The sequence below is a fragment of the Paenibacillus sp. JCM 10914 genome (assembly GCF_001315105.1).
Taxonomy (GTDB): domain Bacteria; phylum Bacillota; class Bacilli; order Paenibacillales; family Paenibacillaceae; genus Paenibacillus_AQ.
On sequence record NZ_BAZR01000003.1, the window covers coordinates 233470 to 254053 of the forward strand.

22 protein-coding genes and 1 pseudogene are annotated in these 20584 nt (G+C 47.2%); 13 read left to right on the forward strand and 10 right to left on the reverse strand.

From position 1 onward, the window contains the following. Window positions 1–43 precede the first annotated feature (43 nt). The gene (locus JCM10914_RS06565; RefSeq protein WP_231638542.1) at window positions 44–940 is read right to left on the reverse strand and encodes an AraC family transcriptional regulator; all 897 of its coding nucleotides are present in this window, start codon (window positions 938–940) and stop codon (window positions 44–46) included. A gap of 163 nt (window positions 941–1103) precedes the next feature. Between JCM10914_RS06565 and JCM10914_RS31680 the strand changes: the two genes are divergently transcribed. The 6 genes from JCM10914_RS31680 to JCM10914_RS06590 all read left to right on the forward strand — a co-directional run bounded on the left by JCM10914_RS31680 (window position 1104) and on the right by JCM10914_RS06590 (window position 7330). Then, window positions 1104–1607 carry an alpha-L-rhamnosidase N-terminal domain-containing protein gene (locus JCM10914_RS31680; RefSeq protein WP_023958783.1) on the forward strand — a complete coding sequence of 168 codons (504 nt, stop codon included), beginning with the start codon at window positions 1104–1106 and terminating at the stop codon, window positions 1605–1607. Then, a complete protein-coding gene (locus tag JCM10914_RS06570) occupies window positions 1594–3783 on the forward strand; it encodes an alpha-L-rhamnosidase (RefSeq protein WP_023958785.1) in 2190 nt (729 codons plus the stop codon). The genes JCM10914_RS31680 and JCM10914_RS06570 overlap by 14 nt, the downstream gene beginning before the upstream one ends. Window positions 3784–4000: 217 nt before the next feature. Then, a complete protein-coding gene (locus JCM10914_RS06575; RefSeq protein ID WP_023958787.1) occupies window positions 4001–4426 on the forward strand; it encodes a cell wall hydrolase in 426 nt (141 codons plus the stop codon). A 60-nt stretch (window positions 4427–4486) separates the two neighbouring features. Beyond that, window positions 4487–4921 (forward strand): spore coat protein GerQ, encoded by a 435-nt coding sequence (gerQ, locus tag JCM10914_RS06580; RefSeq protein ID WP_023958789.1) that lies wholly within the window; start codon window positions 4487–4489, stop codon window positions 4919–4921. A 415-nt stretch (window positions 4922–5336) separates the two neighbouring features. Next, window positions 5337–6665, forward strand: a complete 1329-nt coding sequence (locus JCM10914_RS06585; RefSeq protein ID WP_023958791.1) for a hemolysin family protein — start codon at window positions 5337–5339, stop codon at window positions 6663–6665. Between the two features lie 167 nt (window positions 6666–6832). Then, a complete protein-coding gene (locus tag JCM10914_RS06590) occupies window positions 6833–7330 on the forward strand; it encodes a hypothetical protein (RefSeq protein ID WP_036717193.1) in 498 nt (165 codons plus the stop codon). 331 nt (window positions 7331–7661) lie between these two features. On the opposite strand, the gene JCM10914_RS06595 is transcribed toward JCM10914_RS06590, so the two are convergent. The 8 genes from JCM10914_RS06595 to JCM10914_RS06630 form a co-directional block, all read right to left on the reverse strand. Then, window positions 7662–7862 carry a hypothetical protein gene (locus JCM10914_RS06595; protein WP_023958795.1) on the reverse strand — a complete coding sequence of 67 codons (201 nt, stop codon included), beginning with the start codon at window positions 7860–7862 and terminating at the stop codon, window positions 7662–7664. Window positions 7863–8015: 153 nt separating this feature from the next. Next, window positions 8016–8849 carry a hypothetical protein gene (locus JCM10914_RS06600; RefSeq protein WP_023958797.1) on the reverse strand — a complete coding sequence of 278 codons (834 nt, stop codon included), beginning with the start codon at window positions 8847–8849 and terminating at the stop codon, window positions 8016–8018. A 60-nt stretch (window positions 8850–8909) separates the two neighbouring features. Then, window positions 8910–9155: a DUF4367 domain-containing protein gene (locus JCM10914_RS06605; RefSeq protein WP_052019661.1), complete on the reverse strand. Its 246-nt coding sequence runs from the start codon at window positions 9153–9155 to the stop codon at window positions 8910–8912. A 16-nt stretch (window positions 9156–9171) separates the two neighbouring features. Beyond that, on the reverse strand, window positions 9172–9735 hold the full coding sequence (locus tag JCM10914_RS06610; RefSeq protein ID WP_023958800.1) for a hypothetical protein: 564 nt from the start codon (window positions 9733–9735) through the stop codon (window positions 9172–9174). A gap of 16 nt (window positions 9736–9751) precedes the next feature. Then, window positions 9752–10618: a DUF4367 domain-containing protein gene (locus JCM10914_RS06615; RefSeq protein WP_023958802.1), complete on the reverse strand. Its 867-nt coding sequence runs from the start codon at window positions 10616–10618 to the stop codon at window positions 9752–9754. Continuing rightward, window positions 10596–11186, reverse strand: coding sequence for an RNA polymerase sigma factor (locus JCM10914_RS06620; RefSeq protein ID WP_036717195.1), 591 nt, complete (start codon window positions 11184–11186; stop codon window positions 10596–10598). The genes JCM10914_RS06615 and JCM10914_RS06620 overlap by 23 nt, the downstream gene beginning before the upstream one ends. Before the next feature lie 280 nt (window positions 11187–11466). Next, window positions 11467–12696 carry an aminopeptidase gene (locus JCM10914_RS06625; protein ID WP_023958806.1) on the reverse strand — a complete coding sequence of 410 codons (1230 nt, stop codon included), beginning with the start codon at window positions 12694–12696 and terminating at the stop codon, window positions 11467–11469. A 168-nt stretch (window positions 12697–12864) separates the two neighbouring features. Then, entirely contained in the window at window positions 12865–14097 is a 1233-nt protein-coding gene (locus tag JCM10914_RS06630) for an aminopeptidase (RefSeq protein ID WP_023958808.1), read from the reverse strand. A gap of 129 nt (window positions 14098–14226) precedes the next feature. Here JCM10914_RS06630 and JCM10914_RS06635 point away from each other — a divergent pair, with 129 nt between their 5' ends. After that, complete coding sequence (locus tag JCM10914_RS06635; RefSeq protein ID WP_023958810.1) at window positions 14227–14475, forward strand: hypothetical protein; 249 nt, start codon at window positions 14227–14229, stop codon at window positions 14473–14475. Window positions 14476–14589: 114 nt separating this feature from the next. On the opposite strand, the gene JCM10914_RS06640 is transcribed toward JCM10914_RS06635, so the two are convergent. Continuing rightward, entirely contained in the window at window positions 14590–15942 is a 1353-nt protein-coding gene (locus JCM10914_RS06640) for a TrkH family potassium uptake protein (RefSeq protein ID WP_023958812.1), read from the reverse strand. A gap of 80 nt (window positions 15943–16022) precedes the next feature. Here JCM10914_RS06640 and JCM10914_RS06645 point away from each other — a divergent pair, with 80 nt between their 5' ends. The 6 genes and pseudogenes from JCM10914_RS06645 to JCM10914_RS29190 all read left to right on the forward strand — a co-directional run bounded on the left by JCM10914_RS06645 (window position 16023) and on the right by JCM10914_RS29190 (window position 20538). Beyond that, a complete protein-coding gene (locus JCM10914_RS06645; RefSeq protein WP_023958814.1) occupies window positions 16023–16940 on the forward strand; it encodes a DMT family transporter in 918 nt (305 codons plus the stop codon). 106 nt (window positions 16941–17046) lie between these two features. After that, a pseudogene (locus JCM10914_RS06650) lies at window positions 17047–18182 on the forward strand (alcohol dehydrogenase catalytic domain-containing protein). A 218-nt stretch (window positions 18183–18400) separates the two neighbouring features. Beyond that, the gene (locus tag JCM10914_RS06655) at window positions 18401–19117 is read left to right on the forward strand and encodes a glycosyltransferase (protein ID WP_023958818.1); all 717 of its coding nucleotides are present in this window, start codon (window positions 18401–18403) and stop codon (window positions 19115–19117) included. Window positions 19118–19128: 11 nt separating this feature from the next. Then, window positions 19129–19386 (forward strand): hypothetical protein, encoded by a 258-nt coding sequence (locus JCM10914_RS29855; RefSeq protein ID WP_231638543.1) that lies wholly within the window; start codon window positions 19129–19131, stop codon window positions 19384–19386. Beyond that, the gene (locus JCM10914_RS06660; protein WP_023958822.1) at window positions 19337–20356 is read left to right on the forward strand and encodes a glycosyltransferase family 4 protein; all 1020 of its coding nucleotides are present in this window, start codon (window positions 19337–19339) and stop codon (window positions 20354–20356) included. Before JCM10914_RS29855 ends, JCM10914_RS06660 begins: the two co-directional genes overlap by 50 nt. A gap of 17 nt (window positions 20357–20373) precedes the next feature. Next, on the forward strand, window positions 20374–20538 hold the full coding sequence (locus tag JCM10914_RS29190) for a hypothetical protein (RefSeq protein ID WP_023958824.1): 165 nt from the start codon (window positions 20374–20376) through the stop codon (window positions 20536–20538). Window positions 20539–20584: the final 46 nt, after the last annotated feature.

Here is a 20584-nt window from a genome sequence, read left to right on the forward strand (position 1 = left end):
CCGTCATTTCCATGATTTTTTGGGGCAGTCCTTTTTTCCAGAGCTATTCGTTCAACGTGGTTGAATCTCTACCCTCTCTCCGATATTGCCCGGGTGTAAGTCCGGTATTACGTTTAAATACCGTATTAAACGAATGAATGTCTTTGTAGCCTACACGTTCGGCAACGACGCTGATTTTGTCGGAAGAATTCCGAAGCAGCTGCCTACTTCTACGAATTCGAACCGATTGCAGGTAATGATGCCAGCTCTGCCCGGTAAATCGGCGGAAGAGACGCTGGATATGGCGTTCGCTGAAACGGCTGATCTGTGCGAGGTGGGACAACGTCAGCTCATGCATGTAATGCTTCTCGACGTATTCAAGCACATCTTGAAAAGTATAATTCTGCGTTTCGGTGCGTTTGCTCTCCGGCAGTTGGAGCGTTGCTCGACTGAATTCAATAATCAACTGCAGCAGCAGGGCATGGAGGTAATCTTCAGATCCTTCGAGGGACAGCGCATTCTGCTCGTAGAGAGCACGAAATATGAACTCAAATCGGTCATTACGGTCGACGGCCGACTCAAATCCGAGAGAACCTTCTTCCATTCGCTTCAAGAAGGCAGTGGTGTCCGGATCAGTCACGAATGCGATCAGTTTAGGCAGCAGCAGGCTGGAGAAGATGCAATTGTTCACAATTAGCGGTTGCGCTTGGGCCGAGGTTGGCCTGAACACATGTGATACTCCTAGCGGAATAAAGAAAATATGCCCTTTGCGCACCTTTTGGACCGTATCCTCGATATGATGGAATCCTTCTCCTTCTGCAATGTATGCAATCTCCAGGAAATCATGGTTATGATATAGACCCTCGAAATTCTCCATGTTCCGGTTAATATAAACCAATTTGCCGTCATGAAAAAAATGTTCGCCACGATAGGTTTCCATCGGTCGATTCAAAAGTAGCACACCTCTTTCCCTTATGTCCGATATACCTAATGATATTGTCCATTATACCCATAATATAATTCAATTGTTCTCTTATAATATAGTTGAAATCATGAAGTTATTGGGAGCCTGTCAGTATGTCGGGTGATATCGGAAATCAGTATCAGAAAATGGAGGTAATGATATGGTCAAAGTTACGGATCTGCGATGCGAGTATAAGTCTAATCCTGTTGGTATAGGCGAGCGGCATCCCAGAATAAGCTGGAAGCTTCAATCGGATGAAAGAGCGGTTTCCCAGTCTGCCTACGAGATTGAAGTTGCCGAAGATGATCAATTCGCCAGTCTCATTTGGAGTTCGGGTACAGTAACTTCTTCTCAATCGGTTCATGTCGAGCTGAATGAAGTGGAGGCCCAGTCTTGTAAGCGTTATTATTATCGGGTGCGCGTAATAAGCCAGGCAGGACAGGAATCAGATTGGTCCGATACGGCGTTCTGGGAAATGGGGATTATGGCCGGCGAAACTTGGGTCGGAGAATGGATCACAACGCCGAGTTCGCTAATCCCGGAAGCTTCGACCCAACCGCCGTTGCTGCGAAGAGGCTTCCAGATCGACTCTGCAATCAAGCAGGCACGAATCTACGCGACGGCACTCGGGCTATACGAATTAGAGCTGAATGGGCAGCGTTGATGATCGGTATTTCACACCGGGCTGGACCAGTTATAATCACACGATTCAAACGCAAACTTATGATGTTACATCCATGCTGCATCCCGGCAGCAATGCCATCGGGGCATGGCTCGGAAATGGATGGTACAAAGGAAATCTGGGCTGGGGCGGACAGAAGGAGTATTATGGTGATCGCTTGGCGTTATTGCTTCAGCTCCACGTTACTTATGAGGATGGCAGGGAAGAGAGGATCGTTACCGATCGGAATTGGCGTTCTTCGCTCGGACCGATCTTGATGTCGGAACTGTATCATGGGGAAATCTATGATGCGAGGTTGGAGATTAACGATTTCAGTACAACCGAATACGATGATGCGAATTGGTCAGAAGTAGAGGTGTTGGCGCGCGGTTTTGATACCTTAGTGCCACAGATCAATGAACCAGTACGTGCGATTCAGACCGTCAAGCCCGTGGAATGGATTACGACGCCGAAGGGCGAACGCGTAATCGACTTCGGTCAGAATCTGGTTGGCTGGGTCCGGTTCAGAATCCAGGGTGAAGCAGGTACCACAGTTTCACTTCAGCATGCCGAAGTATTGGATGCGGAGGGGAATTTCTATATCGACAATTTAAGAACCGCGAAGCAGAGCATTCAGTATACGCTCAAAGGGGATGGTCGTGAGACGTATGAACCACGGTTTACTTTTCAGGGATTTCGATACGTACGAATATCAGGACCTGACGATGTACTGAATCAGGCAGAATTCGAAGCGGTCGTCCTGCATTCCGACATGGAGGCGACGGGGGATTTCCAATGCTCGGATCCGCTCATTAATCAGCTTCAGAGCAATATACGCTGGGGACTCAAAGGTAATTTCCTTGACGTTCCGACCGATTGTCCGCAGCGCGATGAGCGGTTAGGCTGGACCGGGGATGCACAGATGTTCATCCAAACGGCAGCTTATCTCTCCAATATTGCTCCATTCTTCACCAAATGGCTTGGCGATGTGGGGGCAGATCAAAGATCTGACGGGGCTGTCCCTCACGTAGTCCCACATGTTCTCGGCGAGGGGGAGTACGGATCAGCCGCTTGGGGAGATGCGGCTGTTATCTGCCCCTGGACGTTATATGTGAGTTATGGAGATACTCGCATCCTGGAAAGACAATACGAGAGTATGAAGCGTTGGGTTGGCTATATTCGTGGTCAAGGGGAGCAGGAATATTTGTGGAATACGGGCTTTCACTTCGGTGATTGGCTCGGTCTGGACGCCAAATCCGGTGATTACGTGGGTGCAACAGAGCGTGATTTCATCGCATCGGCGTACTATGCTTATTCGGTTGATTTGGTCCATCGTACCGCGCTTGTTCTTGGTCAGGAGCAGGATGCACAGCATTACGCAGAGCTAAAACAAAATGTAATTGAAGCGTTCCGTGAAGAATTCGTCACGCCATCCGGTCGACTTGCGGCTTCTACGCAGACTGCTCACGTATTGGCGATAATGTTCGATCTGCTGAATGAACAGGCTGAGCAGCGCACAGCTAAACGATTGAGTCGTCTGCTCGAAGAGAGCAATCATCACCTGACGACTGGTTTTGTAGGCACGCCTTATATCAGTCATGCCCTGAGCAAACATGGATTGCATGAAGCCGCATATAAACTCCTTTTCCAACAGGACTTCCCGTCTTGGCTGTATCCGGTCACCAAAGGAGCCACGACCATCTGGGAACATTGGGATGGCATTAAGGAGGATGGCAGCTTCTGGAGCAAAGACATGAACTCGTTTAATCATTATGCTTATGGAGCAATCGGAGATTGGTTATATCGTACGGTTGCGGGTATTCAGCCTATCGAGCGCTCCCCTGGTTATAAACATATGGTTATTGCTCCCGTGCCTAAAGAACAATTGACTTGGGCTGAGGGCAAGCTTGAGACAATGTACGGGAAGATCCGCTCCTACTGGAGTTATGGTTCAGATGGCGTATTGAAGCTAGAGATAACGATTCCCGCTAATACGACGGCAGAGATCCGGCTGCCAGGAGTTGCGTCGATATCCGGTGTTACGGAGAATGGAAATCCACTCAGCGAAGCCATCGGCATTACTGACATTCAGAACACGGGGGCTGAGGTCGTCCTGCAAGTTGGTTCTGGTTCGTACACGTTCAGTTACCAATACCTCAAGCAATTAATTGGGGTCTGATCTGACTTCAAAACATACAGTGTACACGCTCTAACGAGTGAGTAAGGGGCTTCTCCTGTTCATTTGTCGAAATAACTGCTTGTATCCTGGTCTAATCAGCATAGTCATCCAATACAATGATTGGGTGATTATGCTTTTTTTCGTGTCTTCATCGTCACCATTATGGGCGAATGCACATAGGATAGAGGGTGATCTAAGGGGAAGCGAGGGGAAAGCTGTGGCAGTCATTAAAACAAACTCAAGTGATGTCGATCTTCTGGCAAGATTGCTCCGTGCGGAGGCGGAAGGCGAGGGTGAACTGGGCATGCTGATGGTCGGCAATGTCGGAGTTAACCGGGTTCTATCCAGTTGCTTAGATTTTATGAATATTCGCAATATTAACGATATGGTATTTCAAAGTCCCGGTGGATTTGAGGCGACACAGAAGGGTTATTTCTACCAAAGAGCCAGGGAAGCGGATAAACGGCTTGCAGAGCGGGTGATCAACGGTGAGCGCACATGGCCTGCGACGAATGCGTTGTGGTTCTTCCGTCCTTCTGGAGGCTGCCCGGGGACATGGTACGATCAGCAGAATACCGGACGGTTCAAAGCACATTGTTTCTTCGCTCCGACGTATGACGATTGTCCGTTAGTTTATTATTGATTCACCCTATATACTGCCTGCCAATATTGGCGGGGATATCATTATAAGGAGGAAATACTTATGTATAATCAAGGTGTGCCCCCGGTGAACTTTATGAATGGAGTGGGGTATCCGCAGGTTCCTTTCCGTGGAAACGCCGGCTACACAGCGAATGTTCCGCCGCAAGTACCAAGCGGCAGTCCCATTACGCCAGGAGGAACGGTCCTACCAGCACCGCCGCAATTCGAGCAATCCTACATCGAGAATATTTTGCGTCTGAACCTCGGGCATCAAGCTACTTTTTACATGACCTATGAGAACAACTCCCAGTGGAATGCAAAAGTGTTTACAGGGACGATCGAGGCTGCGGGTCGCGATCATATCATCATCAGCGAAAAATCTACGGGACGTCGCGTAATCCTGCTCATGGTGAACCTCGATTATGTTGTATTCGATCAGCCGCTGCATTATCAATATCCAGGCGTCGTTGGTAATCCACCTCCAACCGCCAGATAATACACCAGAATGTGCGAACCTCCGTCTACTGTATAGTAGATGGAGGTTCTTCAGCATGAAATGGATGCAAGCAGTGGCTATGAAACTATAAGAAGGCCCTTTTTCATAACGAATTTGCATGGTTATTCATAGAATGTACCATTCCCTCGGAAAAGGGTGCTTCCGGGCGAGAATCAAATTATAACGCCTAACAAGGCGTATTCCTGTCATAAGACAAAGTTTGACTGTGTAACGTAGTATTATATAATTACTTATATAGCTTGTATACGACGGAATAAGATAAGGAGATGAGCCCATTGGGAAGTTGATGCGTTCTCGGAACACGCTGTTATGCTTGATGGCACCACACATTTTTAATAACCGAAGGAGGTGTTCCTATTCGTCATAGCACCTCGTATGGCGGGTAGGAGAACGATTGAGTGACCCCTTACCGAGTTTGATAAGCTTGGCCTTGGTATTGTTGTTAGTCCTGTTGAATGGGTTCTTTGTATCGGCTGAAATTGCTTTCGTGAAAGTGAAGAGCAGTCGAATCGATGCTCTGGTTGAAGAAGGGCACCGCTCGGCAAAATATGCACAAAACATACTGCGGAATCTGGATGGGTATTTGTCTGCATGCCAGTTCGGCATTACGATCGTATCCATCGGTCTTGGATGGATCGGCGAGAGGGCGATATCCTCTACCATTACCCCATGGTTCGCAGGAATGGGCTGGAGCGATTCGGCGATTCATACGGTTTCGCTAGTGATTGCGTTTGTACTGATTGCCATAATGCATATTGTGTTCGGTGCACTGGCGCCGAAGACGGTCGCCGTGCGCAAGGCGGAACGCATTACCTTGCTCTCCGCAGGACCGCTTAGTGTATTTTATAAAATCATCTTTCCGCTTATCTGGTTCGTGAATGGCCTGTCGAACAACTTGCTGCGCCTGTTCCGGATGAAGCCGGTGGTGGAACGCAACGTTCATACGGAGGAAGAGATCAGGGACATGATGAAAGAGAGCAGCGAAATCGGTCTGATCAACAACGAAGAAATGACGATGGTCGATAATATATTCGAATTTGCAGATACGACGGCTCGGGAGATCATGATTCCAAGAACCGAGATCATCTGCCTGTACAATAACCTGTCCTTGGAAGAGAACATGAGCATTGCCAGTGAAGGAACGCGAACGCGGTATCCTGTCTGCGATGAAGACAAGGACCATATTATTGGATTCATTCATATTAAGGACTTGATGCGAGGCATGGCTCACGATTATCTGTCATTAATCCGGCCAATTATTGCGGTTCCCGAGTCCATCAAGATTAGTGAGCTGCTGCGCCGCATGCAGCGGAGTAAGACGCAAATCGCGATTCTCATCGACGAGTATGGCGGTACTTCCGGGTTGGTGACGTTAGAGGACATCATGGAAGAAATCGTCGGCGAAATTCAAGATGAGTTTGACGAAGAGCGGCCAGGAATCGAGCAGGTGGGGGAGGATGAGTACTCCATCGATGGATTGATGCTGATTGACGAAATTAATGGTCAGTTTGGCCTGAACGTGGATACAGAAGACTATGATACCATCGGCGGATGGCTCTCCTCACGCCTGGAAGTGCTGCTCCCGCACAAAGGTCAGTCGGTTATATATGAAGACTACCTATTCGTAATTGAGGAAACCGAGAATAAACGGATCTCTCGGATCCGTCTAGTGAAGCAGCAGCCATATCAGATGCCTTTGTTTCATGAAGAAGCAGGCGCTTAAACTGGATACTGAAAGAAGCAGTGACATTTCATGTCGCTGTTTCTTTTTATTTGCAGAAAAGTTGCGAAAACTATAACATTTCGAGAACTTTTAGATACTTATTCGTCAAATCTGCATGTTAATATATGGTTGTGCAATCGACAAATTTAGGAGAGAAAGGTGATATCATGTCATTTATCGACAGATCCAAACGCATTTTATCCGCACTTATCATCAGCTTTCTTGTCAGTCTTACCGTGTTCGGCCAAGCCCACGCCGATACGGCACAACAGTGGGAGCCGGGAGCCCTTACGCCGCCGCCTCCGGTTGAACATAACCTGAATGTGGAGCAGTCATTAGTCGCGAATAAGTATCTTTATACTTTTATTTCAAAGATTTCAAGAGCAAGCAATACGCAAGCAAATATACAAGGAACCACCAACGCCACCCAAACCGTTGATTCGATCGGTATCAATTACATATTACAGCGTTGGACGGGTTCCGCATGGGTGGATGCAGGCAGCGCCTATGATTTAGGCAACAATCGTTCCACATTAGTTGGAAACAAAAATTTTAGTATCCAAGCCGGATACTATTATCGGGGTAAAACGACTCACTGGGTTAACGAAAGTGGTACGTACGAAGAAGGGACCTATTATACGGATTCTATGTTGATGGGCTCATAATGTTAAATTTTGATGAAAGGGCTGTCCAATCTTCTGGGCAGCCCCTTCGTGTTTCTTTCGGTCAACAGATCCTTTGTTTCGTATATGATCATTAAGGCTGCAAATGTACAGGCTTTTAACTAAATGAAGGGCTATATCGGACGAATAAGTGATAAAACCAGCATATACGCATCTTTTAACGTAAAACGGACAGAGCGTGTCTTTGGAAATTAGCCGAGGTGGAAACGATAATCATGAAGTTATTTAATATGGTTAGCCATCTTGATTAATTCTTCTCTTGATAATAGACCAGAGATATATACGACCATTTGATCGTTATCGTAAAGAAAGTCTATACCTTTATCCTTAAGTTTGCCTTGGTCCCATTTTTTAGAATAACCGAATCAATGACTTCTCCGCCGATTCCAAAACGTTTATTATCATTTAGTCCTACATAACCTACAAATAAATAGTTACCGTTGTTGTTTTTGTAGTGAACGTCCAGTTGATCAAATTTGGGATTTTCCTCAGTTACAAGAGCATACGCTTCCATAAAAGTGTAACCGTCTGGTACATACTGTATTTCTGGTATATAAATTCCTACTCTATTTCATACACTTTGCAGTAATAATCATTTCGCCGTTCCTTAATGCTCTGCTCATCATGCTAGCTCTCGAATATAGACGGTGTACCCTTGTAGAAGGAATTACTTAATATGGTTGGCTACCGTAATTAATTCTTCTCTTGGTAATGGGCCGATATGCACAACTATCTGGTCATTATCATAGAGAAAATCGATTCCTCCACCTTCTCTTATGTTAGCCTTTGTACCATTCTCTAAGACAATCGAATCAATGACATTGCGACCAATTCCTAGTCTCGAGTCTGGACTTAATCCAATAAATCCGATATATAAAAATTTTTCATCGCTGTTCTTATAAAGAAGAGTGATATGATCAAATCTGGGGTTATCTTCCGTTACTAGTGAGTAAGCTTCAACGAAAGTATAGTCTTCTGGAATATATTGAACTTCGGGAATATAAATTAGAGATCGTTTTCTGGATTCCGTCAATGATTCATCCTTATCGATAAATTCAATGTTCTTAATGTCAATAACTTCTGCTGGTGGAAATTCAGGATCAGGTCCAGCCTCATGGTTTGGAGGTGGAGGCGTTAGAGCCACCTTATTATCCGGAGATTTTTTGTTGAGAACTTGACCAACAACACTATTTCCCCAATCCTTGATCTCCTGATAGACCGGCGTTACGGCCTGGGTTGTGGTCAAAGGGGAGAACAGGACGGCACCGAGAGCCATGGAAACCGCGATCACGCAGGCAATCTGGAAATGATATTTGCGTTGCTTGCGTTTTTTCATCTGATTTAACTGTTGTTTCAATTGCTGCCAGGATTGCTGCTTTGATTCATCGTTCAGAGGGGAAGAGGAGCGAGAAGCTGATTGATCGAAGGCTTCGTTGAAGTTATCTTCAAACGACTGATCATCATGCTCATTCATTTCATCATCGTGTCTTCGGCTACTCATCCCATTCACCCCCCGTTCTCAGTAATTCATAATTTACAGCAGTTTATGTCAGATATTAATCTATTTCATGTGTTCTGCTATCTTGAGCATTTCATCGATCGTCAGTACGCCACTGATCATGACTACCAATTGATCATTGTTGTGGAGCAAAGTGATGGCTTGTTCTCGTATATAGACGGTTTTCCCGTCATTAAGCTTGATTGTGTCAACGACTCGCCCCCCTACGCCGAGCTGCTTGCCACCTTTAAGACTAACCATGCTGATGGTAAAGTATCTATCTTCATTATTTCTATAATGGAGCAACATCTGATCAAACCGAGGATTATCTTCCTATTAGTAGAGCATTTGCTTCATGAAATGTAAATATATCCGGAATATATTCGAATACAGGAATTTGAAAAAGGGCACGTTTACGTGATTCTGGTAACGCTTCATCCTTTTCGATAAACTCACTGGTTTTAACATCAATGACCTCTGCTGGCAGTACGTCTTCTGCCGGAACAGGTATTGTAGGTCCAGGGGGAGGATTAGTAAGTGCGGTGCCTGTTATAGGCGTCTCTCTACCGAAAATCTGTCCAACAACGCCATTTCCCCAATCCTTGATCTCTTGATAGATCGGCGTTACGGCCTGGGTTGCGGTCAAGGGGGGGAACAGGACAGCTCCGAGAGCCACGGAAGCCGCGATCACGCAGGCCATCTGGAAGTGATATTTGCGTTGCTTGCGTTTCCTTCTCTGATCGAGCTGCTGTTTCAATTGCTGCCAGGATTGTTGCTTTGGTTCGATAGAGGAGCAAGAGGCCAAATGATTGATGGCTTTATTGAGGTCTGTTTCAGATGCCTGATCATTAGGCTCGGTCTTATCATGATTGTATCCTTGGCTGCTCAACCACTCACCCCAGACTCTATTTCATGTTTTCTGCGATTTTAATCAATTCATCAGTTGTTGTCACTCCATTGATCGTGACGACCAATTGATCATTATTGTGGAGCAAAGTGACGCCATGTTCTCGAATATAGACAGCCTTTCCGTTATCCAGCTTGATCGTATCCACGATTTTGCCACCAACACCAAGCTGTTTGTCGCCCTCAAGGCTTAGCATATTAATGTGTAGAAATTGATCTTTATTGTTCTTGTACTGGAGATTCAATTCATCGAATTGAGAGTTGTCCCCTATTAACAAGGCATTCGCTTCATAGAATTTAAACTCATCCGGAATATATTCAAATACAGGAATCTGGAATTGCGCACGTTTGCGCGATTCCGGCAATGCTTCGTCTGTTTCAATAAATTCAGTGGTATCCACATCAACAACTTCCGCAGGGGGAACATCATGATCCGGTGCCGCTTCTTGATCAGCAGGAGAGGTCACAGGTCCGGCTTCGTAATCTGGAGGCGGAGGTGTTAGAGCGATGCCTGTCTCCGGCGTTCTTCTGCCGAATACCTGGCCAACGATACCGTTCCCCCAATCCCTGATCTCATGATAGACCGGCGTAACAGCCTGGGTCATGGTCGTCGGAGCAAAGAGTACTGCGCCGAGGGCCATGGAAGCAGCGATGATGCCCGCGATCTGTATATAATGCCTGCGCCGTCTGCGCTTCTTCATCCCATCGATCTGCTGCTTCATCTTCTGCCAGGATTGCCGCTTCGATTCTTCGTTCATGGGGTATGAGGAACGTGAAGCTGCATGCTCAAAAGCTTCGTCAAATGCATCATCAAACGCTTCGCTGTAAGACGCTTTCCGATCGTCATCGTATCTTCCGTTGCTCATCCAATTCACCCCACTCTCTGTACATCATTTTCTTCACGGACTCTCTGGCGCGGTATAGGCGCTGCTTCACTATATCTTCACGCGTATCCAGCAAGTCAGCAATCTCTTTATAGCTCAAGCCATGCTTCCATCGACATTCGATCAACAGACGATATTCTGGTTTCAGCTTCTCAAGGTATAGTTCAATCGACTGCTCCAGCAGATTGGATTCAACCTGATTCTCTACATTCAGTGATGAGACCGCTACATCGTCTTCATGAATAAAAACACTGTCAACATCGACTTGGTTACGGTATTTTTTATTTTTTCTTAGATAATTCATGGTACAGTTCTTGGCAACGACCCGGAGCCATCCCCGCATCTTGCTCTCCAGATCGAAATCGGGCTTGCTCGTAATGACTTTAATGAAAGATTCCTGAATAATGTCCTCAACAGCAGCATGATCCCGTACGATATATAATATCTGACCGTATACAAGATCATAGAATTCATAATAAATCTCTTCTTGGATTGCATCGCTCAAATCAGCGAAATCTGCCGCAAGGAGGAGTTGTAGTCGATTGGACACGGATAATCCCCTCTCTGGTGTAACCATCCTATACCTTCCATTTTACAATATCTTAACTTAAAAAGCCCTATAAATTCGAGTAACAAGCAATGGAGGTCAATGCTACCATCCTATGCCCTGACATCGGATGTTATTAATAAGCAGGGCAGGAAGAGAGGGGTTGGCGGCAGGAAGAGATGTACGATGAAGAACGAACAAGCGCGTGATTGGTATGAAATTTTCATACCTCTACACGCGCTTAGTGTGTACATTCGTCAGTCATGGGATTGCAATGAAGTGTCTATGCCCAGTTCCCATCAATAAAGACAGGCTCTTCCTTGCCATCATGGGTAATACCGATGATGTTCAGCTCCTTGGAACCCATCATAAAATCGACGTGAGTAATGCTTGAGTTCATGCCGCGGGCTTGAAGCTCTTCGGGTTTCATAGTTTTGCCGCCTTCAAGGTTGAAGGCATAGGCGCTACCGATGGCTAGATGGCATGAAGCATTCTCATCAAACAGCGTGTTGTAGTACAGGATTCCACTCTCTGAAATCGGCGAACGGAAGGGCACGAGCGCGACTTCTCCAAGATAATGCGAACCCTCATCCATGGAGATTAGTCGAGACAAGGTATCCTCACCTTGTTCGGCTGAGAATTTCACAATCCGTCCGTTCTCAAAGGTCAGCGAGAAGTTATCGATGATGTTGCCGCCGTAGCTCAGCGGCTTGGTGCTGCGTACAGTACCGTTCACTCCGGTCTTTAACGGGGCAGTAAACACTTCCTCGGTCGGAATGTTGGCAACGAACCGCTCACCTTTTTCATTATAGCTGCCGGCTTGGGCCCAAATATGACCTTCAGGCAGTTCAATCGTCAGATCGGTACCTGTTGAAGTGAAGCGAAGTTTATGGTACTTCTTGTGATTCAGTTCATCGGATTTGCGCTGCAATGTATCGATATGATCCTCCCAAGCACCGATCGGATCTTCCAAATCGGCCCGAACGGCATGGAAGATGGCATCCCACATCTTGGCGACCTGCTGCTCTTTCGGCACATCAGGGAATACCTTGGCCGCCCAGTCCGGAGAAGCAAAGGCGATACCGTTCCAGCTCATCTTGTCAGCTTGTTGATATTGACGATATCTGGACATAGCTGCGCCGTATGTACGCTGATAGGTAGAGATGCGTTCTGGATCCACGCCCTTCATCAGATCCGGATTAGACGATAGAATGGTAATAAAGGCGGCGCCTTGCTCGGCCAATTCGGTGACTTCGTTCGCAAAGTAGGTTGGCGGTTCTGTGAACGATTCTTCCGGGGCGAGATCGTACCGGATTCGAGTAACCACTTCATCGCTATAATTAACCTTAACGAGCTTAGCGCCTGCTTGATAAGCGTGCTTAACGATAAGACGCACAAGCGAAGCAGCCTCGATCATGGCATTGACGACTAACGTCTGTCCTGGTTGGACATTGGCGCCGACTTTGACGGCAAGCTCAGCGTAGCGTTCCATTTTCTGTTCAAAGCTTAGCATGTATGATCCTCCAATTCATATATTCACTCTTTCTTTGCTCGTTACCGAAATGCTACCTTTGATTATCGCATAATTTTCTCGTTTGTAAATCAACCTCAGGTCAATTATTGAGAGTGAAAAAGCCCTCAAATCCACGGTTCTGGATCTGAGAGCTGTTGTGGTTGATCTTTAGAATGCCCAGTTTCCTTTGAGGAATACAGGCTCCTGCTTGCCGTCGGCCGTGATGCCGTAGATATCCATCTCACCGGAACCGATCATGAAGTCGACATGGGTCACGCTCGTATTGAGGCCGCTTTCTATCAGCTGCTCCTGATTCATCTCTTTGCCGCCTTCCAAGCAGAAGGCATACGCACTGCCAAGTGCAAAATGGTTAGAAGCATTCTCATCGAATAACGTATTGTAGTACAGGATATTCGACTCAGAGATTGGAGATTGATGTGGGACAAGAGCAACTTCGCCAAGATAGCGAGCACCTTCGTCCATATTGAGCAGACGCTCCAGCGATTGATAACCGGTCTCCGCCGTGAAGCTGACCACTTTACCATTCTCGAAGGTGAGGGAGAAGTTGTCAATGATGTTGCCGGCATAGCTCAGCGGCTTGGTGCTGGCAACGGTACCGTTAACACCGGTTTTGAGTGGTGCCGTGAAGACCTCTTCGGTTGGCATATTGGCAACAAAGGAATGTCCACGCTCGTTTATGCTGTCGCCTTGTGCCCAGATGTGACCTTTCGGCAATTCGATCGTCAGATCCGTGCCTGGGGCAATGTAATGAAGTTTCTTGTACTTCTTGGCGTTCAGAACAGCGGATTTGGCATCGAGTACTTCAAGGTGCTGGTTCCAGCCGGCCACCGGATCTTCCTGGTCGACACGAACCGTGTGGAAAATCGCGTCCCATAGCTTGCTGACCTGCTCATCTACTGGTGCATCTGGGAAGACCTTGGCCGCCCAAGCCGGAGATGGAACGGCAATTAGGCACCAGCTGAACTTGTCGGACTGCTGATAAGCACGATATTGTTTAAGTGCCTCCCCGCGGGTCTTATAGAAATTACCGATTCGCTCGGAATCAATCCCGCTCAGGAGATCTGGATTCTCGGCGAGGATATGTAGGACTGCGGCGCCGTTCTCAACAAACTCGGTAACTTCTCCGGCATACCACTTCGGAGCTTCTGTAAAGACGTCATCAGAAGCCTTCTCGAATTGAAGTCTTGTAATGGTCTCGTCGTTCCAAAAAATCTTCACAAGGCGGGCACCTGCCTCATAAGCCTTGGCAGCAATCAGACGAGTGAATGCGGCTGCTTCTACAGGGGCATGAACCAGCAGGGTTTGTCCTTCTTGTATGTTGACACCAACTCTTACTGCCAGTTCGGCATATTTGTCCAGTGATGTATTGAAATCAGACATTTGGTAACCTCCAATGCTATTATCGTTCCACCATATTATACTAGATCACATCACATATGAAAAACAATAATCAGTTAAACGCAAAAGTGATATACTATAGGTGCATAACGTGAGAAGGAGTGTGAGAATGTGTCGGAAATCCGGATTGAGCGTGCGGATATGAAGCGAGATGATGATCAATTCGTAGGCTATACCGTATTTACTATAGATGGTCATTCATCCCCGTATGAGATTACCTTTCTTAGCAAGAACGGGCGAGATTGGGATTATAGTCTGAGCTTTGCTGGCGAGCTGGGCAAGAAGAGCAATTTCTGCAGATCGACGAGCGAATGGAGTCGGATAATGAATTGTTTGATGACCTGTTGGATGCTGCGATAGATGCCAGCGAGTTCAGTACATAGCGAACGATCCATACACATATAACAAACCGTACCCTTTTAGGACATGAGGGTACGGTTTGTTTCTACGTTTGAGTGTTATAGCCGCCTGCGATTAACCAATCGTAATTCTGCCTTCAGGATGACGATAGAGCTCTTTATAACTCTTGCGGCTAAGTGCATAGGCAAGCGTCAAGGGGCCGAGCCGACCGAGAAACATCATGATGGAAATCGTGATTTTGCCGATCTCGGTAAGATCATTGGTCAATCCCATGGACAGCCCGGCAGTACCGAAGGCGGATACGGCTTCGAACAGAATGGCCAGGAATTCGCCGGATTCGGTGATGGACAGGAACATGGAGGCACCGACTAACAACAGCAGCGATAGAATCGTCAATGTGATGGAACGATACACCAAGGATTGCGATATCCGGTTGCGAAACAGCACCACGTCCTTTTTGCCCTGAACCATCGTAACCACAGCGCCAATGAGTACCGCAAAGGTGGTTACTTTGATTCCGCCGCCAGTGGAGCCAGGTGCCGCACCGATGAACATCAGCAGAATCATGAAGAATTGGGACGATTGCTCCAAACCCTCAATGTTGATCGTGCTGACACCGCCTGATCTTGGTGTAATCGACTGGAAGATGGATGCCATAATCTTCACAGGATAAGACAGCGGACCGAGCGTTCGCGGATTACTGTGCTCCAGCACCAGTATCATCAAGGCTCCGATGACGATTAGTAACGAGCTGACGGTCAAGACCACTTTGGAATGCAGTGATAACTTCTTGGACTTGGGATATTCCAGCAGATCAAAAATGACAATGAAGCCGATGCCGCCAAGAAATATAAGGGCCATCAATACGATGTTGACAAACGGATCTGCTACGTAGGTAGCAAAGCCAGAGAAAGGGCCATGTATACGGCCGAACAGATCAAAGCCGGCATTATTGAATATGGAGATGCTCTGAAATATACCTAGATAAGCTGCCTCGGACAGTGGCATAATCGCAGAGAATCTGAACGTCAGGAGTAAGGCGCCTGTTCCTTCAATAACGAGGGTATATACGAGAACCTTGCGAATCAAATCGACAATGCCTTGAATTTGATACTGGCCCATCGCTTCCTGCAGAATGATCCGCTCTTTGAGGGAGATTCTGCGATTGAACATCAGAGCGATCCAGGTTGCGGAGGTCATAAACCCGAGTCCGCCCAATTGAACCAGCATGAGCATGACAATTTGTCCAAATGCCGACCAGTGGGTACCGGTATCGACAACCGTCAAGCCGGTGACGCTGATCGCCGAGACTGCCGTGAACAGGGCGTCGATAAGCGGTGTGGAGCTGCCATCAGCCGTAGCAATCGGCAGCTTCAGCAGGATGGTACCAATTAGAGTAATGCCAGCAAATCCGAGCGCCAGAAATTTGGGAGGCGTCATTTTGCTGCGCGGTTCTTTTTTCTTCATTTGTTGTTTTCCTTTATGAACATGGTTAATTTTCTTCGATTCTCTCTAATATAACACGAAAGGTGAATGATTAAATCATCATGAATGCTGAGCGCGCACCTATACCTGTAGCTATTCCCTTATTTATCGGCATTATCGCAATTTCATTCTCCTCCATCTTCGTTAAATGGTCCGCGAGCCCGGTATCGATTCAGGCCATGTACCGGCTTGTTATCACGTTCTTGTTCATGTTGCCATTCATTGTAAGGTATCGGCCTGTAATCAAGACTATTCGTCGCCATGAAGTATGGCTATTAATCTTGTCAGGAACGATGCTTGCCCTGCATTTCTTGCTCTGGATGGGATCGCTTCAGTGGACCAGCGTGGCCAGTTCGACCATTATCCTGGCTCTGCAGCCGGTGTTCGTAATGATGGGCGCTTACTTCTGGTTTAAGGAAAGAACGACACTCGCCGCAATGGGAGGGATGGCAATTGCTTTTATAGGTGTATTTCTGCTGATCGGAAGTACCGGGCTGGACGGAGCTGAAGGCCATATGACCGGAGACCTCATGTCATTGCTCGGCACGGTAGCCGTGGCTGCCCATATGCTGCTAGGACAGATGTTATTGAGACGTTTACCTTCACTTCTGTATAGTTGGCTTGTATTTGCGGTAGCAGCCCTGATCTTAGCGCTATACAACATGATGTTGCAAATACCGTTGACGGGATATTCCGCGAGAGAATGGGGGATATTTGCCTTATTGGCTGTTATTCCGACGGTTTTTGGACATTTGTTATTTAATTGGTTGATGAAATATGCCTCAGCTTCAACCGTATCCATGAGCGTGCTCGGAGAGCCTGTAGGTGCAAGTCTGCTCGCATTTCTGCTGCTGAATGAGTCCATGAATAGTTTGCAGGCAGCAGGAGGCGCACTGGTTATGCTAGGCCTGATCTTGTTCTTGCGTAAGGGACGATCGAAGGAACAACCGATGGATATTCAGCCTAAGGTATCAGGTTGATCGATAATCTGACCAGGTTTAGAGTAGATATGGCTGATTCAGCATACACTGTGATCATATCGCCATGAAGTGGGTCGAGGATGGCAACAAAAAGGAGTTTCCTTGTATGAGAGCAGTTACCTATCAGGGGCGTCATCGAATTCGAGTGAAAAATATGACGGACGCTGTGCTGAGACATAGTGACGATATTCTGATCCGGGTTACGACAACCGCTATTTGCGGTTCGGACCTGCACCTATACAACGGCGATCTAAGACAGCTGAAAGAAGATTATATCATCGGGCATGAGCCGATGGGGGTCGTTGTCGATAAGGGACCTGAGGTTACCCGGGTCAAAGTGGGGGATCGCGTTATTATTCCATTCGTAATCGCCTGTGGCAAATGTCTGTACTGTCAGAATCAGATGGAGAGTCAATGCGATTATGCCAATGAAGCGAAGGAAACCGGAGGTTATTTCGGGTATAGCGATTCTTATGGTGGGTTTCAAGGGGCACAAGCCGAACTGTTGCGAGTACCCTATGGGAACTTTATGCCATTCGTGATTCCTGAGGATGCAGAGCTGGAAGATGAATCATTGTTGCTGTTATCTGATGCTCTGCCCACTGCGTTATGGAGCGTGGAGAATGCCGGCGTAAAGCCAGGCGATACGGTGATCGTACTGGGATGCGGGCCGATTGGGTTGTTGACACAAAAGTTTGCTTGGCTCGCAGGCGCTGACCGGGTTATAGCCATAGATCATGTAGAATATCGGCTAGAACATGCCAAGCGAACCAACCGGGTAGAAACCTTCAACTTCGGTAAAATCAATGCGTTGGAGGAGGAGGTCATCCAGCTGACCAAAGGCGGTGCGGATGTCGTCATTGATTGTGTCGGCCTGGACGCTAAACGCAGCGGGCTTGAGAAGATTGGCAGTATGCTTCAGCTCCAGGGAGGATCGTTAGGGGCGTTCCGAATGGCAACACGAATGGTGCGCAAATATGGAACGATTCAATTAACGGGGCTATATGGGCTGTTTTATAATCAGTTCCCGCTAGGGATCTGTTTAAGCGAAACATCTCGTTGAAAATGGGGATAACGCCCGTAAGCCACTATATTCCCCGGCTGTATAAAATGCTGAAGAAGGGTAAGTTGGATCCTTCGGATATCATCACGCACCGGATTCCCTTGGAGGAAGCTGTGCGTGGGTACGAGTTGTTCAATGAACGGAAAGAAGGCTGCATTAAAGTCATTCTGAAACCATAGATGATCTAAAGTGTGTTGATGCTGAATGGACAAGCTGTTAACCCGGAGAGAACAACCGGCGTGAACAGCTTTTTTTGCGTTTCATCTGTATTGAATTGGTCATTTGTCAGGGGACAGGGGTCCGCTCGTATGGAGTCTCGAATGCATATGGTGTACTAACCATTCATGTGATTTTAGAACACGAATCCAGTCTATAGGTAGAAGGAGGAGTCCAGAGGATGATCCCGACGGTTACGATAGTCATACCATTCTATAACTGTCAATATATACAGCAAGCTCTGGAAAGTGCGGTTCATCAATCATATCCAGCGGTAGAGATTATTGTGGTTGATGACGGATCCACGCAAAATACCCACCTGATCGCACCATTCACGAACAGAATATACTACTTGGGCAAAAGTAACGGAGGTACGGCGAGCGCCTTGAATCATGGCATCTATCATGCGTCAGGGGAATATATCGCTTGGCTAAGTTCAGATGATCGTTTTACTTTGCAGAAGATTGAGCGTCAGATCGCTTTTATGCGGAGTCGAAATCTTGATGTCAGCTACACTGGCTTTTCCATTATTGATGAGCATAACCGAGTTACACATCCATATGAAGGCATTCCGATGGCCAATCGGGCTGATCTAGCCCGTCAATTGTTATACTCGAATCCGATTAACGGCTGTACGGTCATTGCCAAAAAAGAATTGCTGCATCAGGTTGGGCTGTTTAATTCGCAATTACCGTATACCCACGACTTTGATATGTGGATTCGCTTGTTAATGCATGGCGCGACGTTTGGCTTCTTACCGGATATGCTCACCATGTACCGAGTTCATTCACAGATGGGGACGGTCCGCCATAAAGCGAAGATTGCCCAGGAATATCAGATGGTCAAGAATAACTATCGCCACGTGCTGGAACATATGGCCCGGCTCACTGGCTTTTGATGGGGGATACCATGAAAATACTACTGGCAACACATTGGTTAGTCCCTCATGTGGGTGGGGTCTGGAATTTTATGCAGCAGCTTGGGCAACGACTGGAGTTGCTTGGACATGAGGTTGATATGCTCGGTAATAGTCCGGATTACAGTAAAATCCATATTGTGAATAAAGGGATCTCATTATCAAAGGAAGCTTTGTTACCTATGTTTGAGGCTAAGCTTAATGCCCAAGCGGCAACAGATGAATCAGCACTTTGTGATCAAACATTATGAGCTGGAGCGTTACTGCATGGAATTGGCCGCAGCATATTTCGGGTTGGAAACGTATGATATCATCCATACGCAGGATAGCTTCTCGACCCGCTCCTTAAGCCGGGTAAAACCGAGGCGAACTCCACTGGTCTCCCATGTTCATGGATCGATTGCACGGGAGATGATGGATCACTTTCGCAATCACCCAGAGAAGGGGGTCACAGAGGGCAGTCCGGCATGGCGGTACTTTCCTGCGCTTGAATATCATGCAGCGATGGCATCGGATCTGACTATCGCAGCTAATCAATGGTCCAAGAACTTACTCATGACCGAATGCGGGGTTCCTGATCATCGGATCACGGTATTTCAATACGGGCTGGATCCCGCATCGTTTGATGCTAAGTACCATCAAGGGACGCAGCTGCGTCGACCGGCAGGGAAGAAAGTCATCATCTGTCCGGCGAGGCTGGTCTATCTGAAAGGTGTTCATATCTTGCTCGATGCGTTAGCCATATTGAAGCAAATGCGCAGTGACTGGGTGTGTTGGATCGTTGGAGACGGTGAAATGCGGGGGGCGCTGGAGCAGCAGACGGTAAGAGCATCCTTGCAATACGATGTGTTCTTCCTGGGTGAGCAGAATAACGTGCCGGGATTATTGTCGCAGGCCGACATATTCGTACACACCTGCATCCAGGATAATCAGCCTTTCTCTGTCATGGAAGCCCAAATGGCCGGGCTGCCTTCCGTTGTAACGACAGCAGGGGGGTTACCGGAAATGGTGACCCACGGGCGTACCGGATTAATCTCGCCAGTAGATAATATTTACAGCACGGCTGAGCATTTGAGAGTTCTATTGGAAAAAGACGATTATCGCGCCTTCCTGGGGCTGAACGCTCAGCGATATGCAAGGGAGCACTGGTCGATGGATCTCATGGTGGAGCGTATTCTTAACGTGTACTACGGAGCGATCGCTCAAAAATCATCGATGTAAGGAGCGTGTGACAACCAATGAACCAGCCCACATTCACTGTAATGAGCGACTTATACAACCGTATTTTTGTCAGACAGATATCCAATCCGGATATCCTCGTTGATTATGCGGTGTGGAATCGAATTCTGGAGTCCCTTCCGAAGGAGTATAAATTGCCTGATGAAGCTGTGACCAACATTTAACAAATACCAAATCGAAGCAGCGGTGCAGGAGGTTTCCTGCACCGCT

Coding starts and splice junctions, on each gene's coding strand:
- JCM10914_RS31680 (WP_023958783.1), top strand. CDS start 1,104: ATGGTCAAAGTTACGGATCTGCGATGCGAGTATAAGTCTAATCCTGTT.
- JCM10914_RS06570 (WP_023958785.1), top strand. CDS start 1,594: ATGGGCAGCGTTGATGATCGGTATTTCACACCGGGCTGGACCAGTTAT.
- gerQ (WP_023958789.1), top strand. CDS start 4,487: ATGTATAATCAAGGTGTGCCCCCGGTGAACTTTATGAATGGAGTGGGG.
- JCM10914_RS06590 (WP_036717193.1), top strand. CDS start 6,833: ATGTCATTTATCGACAGATCCAAACGCATTTTATCCGCACTTATCATC.
- JCM10914_RS06595 (WP_023958795.1), bottom strand. CDS start 7,862: ATGGAAGCGTATGCTCTTGTAACTGAGGAAAATCCCAAATTTGATCAA.
- JCM10914_RS06600 (WP_023958797.1), bottom strand. CDS start 8,849: ATGAGTAGCCGAAGACACGATGATGAAATGAATGAGCATGATGATCAG.
- JCM10914_RS06605 (WP_052019661.1), bottom strand. CDS start 9,155: ATGTTGCTCCATTATAGAAATAATGAAGATAGATACTTTACCATCAGC.
- JCM10914_RS06615 (WP_023958802.1), bottom strand. CDS start 10,618: ATGAGCAACGGAAGATACGATGACGATCGGAAAGCGTCTTACAGCGAA.
- JCM10914_RS06625 (WP_023958806.1), bottom strand. CDS start 12,696: ATGCTAAGCTTTGAACAGAAAATGGAACGCTACGCTGAGCTTGCCGTC.
- JCM10914_RS06630 (WP_023958808.1), bottom strand. CDS start 14,097: ATGTCTGATTTCAATACATCACTGGACAAATATGCCGAACTGGCAGTA.
- JCM10914_RS06640 (WP_023958812.1), bottom strand. CDS start 15,942: ATGAAGAAAAAAGAACCGCGCAGCAAAATGACGCCTCCCAAATTTCTG.
- JCM10914_RS06645 (WP_023958814.1), top strand. CDS start 16,023: ATGAATGCTGAGCGCGCACCTATACCTGTAGCTATTCCCTTATTTATC.
- JCM10914_RS06655 (WP_023958818.1), top strand. CDS start 18,401: ATGATCCCGACGGTTACGATAGTCATACCATTCTATAACTGTCAATAT.
- JCM10914_RS29855 (WP_231638543.1), top strand. CDS start 19,129: ATGAAAATACTACTGGCAACACATTGGTTAGTCCCTCATGTGGGTGGG.
- JCM10914_RS06660 (WP_023958822.1), top strand. CDS start 19,337: ATGCCCAAGCGGCAACAGATGAATCAGCACTTTGTGATCAAACATTAT.
- JCM10914_RS29190 (WP_023958824.1), top strand. CDS start 20,374: ATGAACCAGCCCACATTCACTGTAATGAGCGACTTATACAACCGTATT.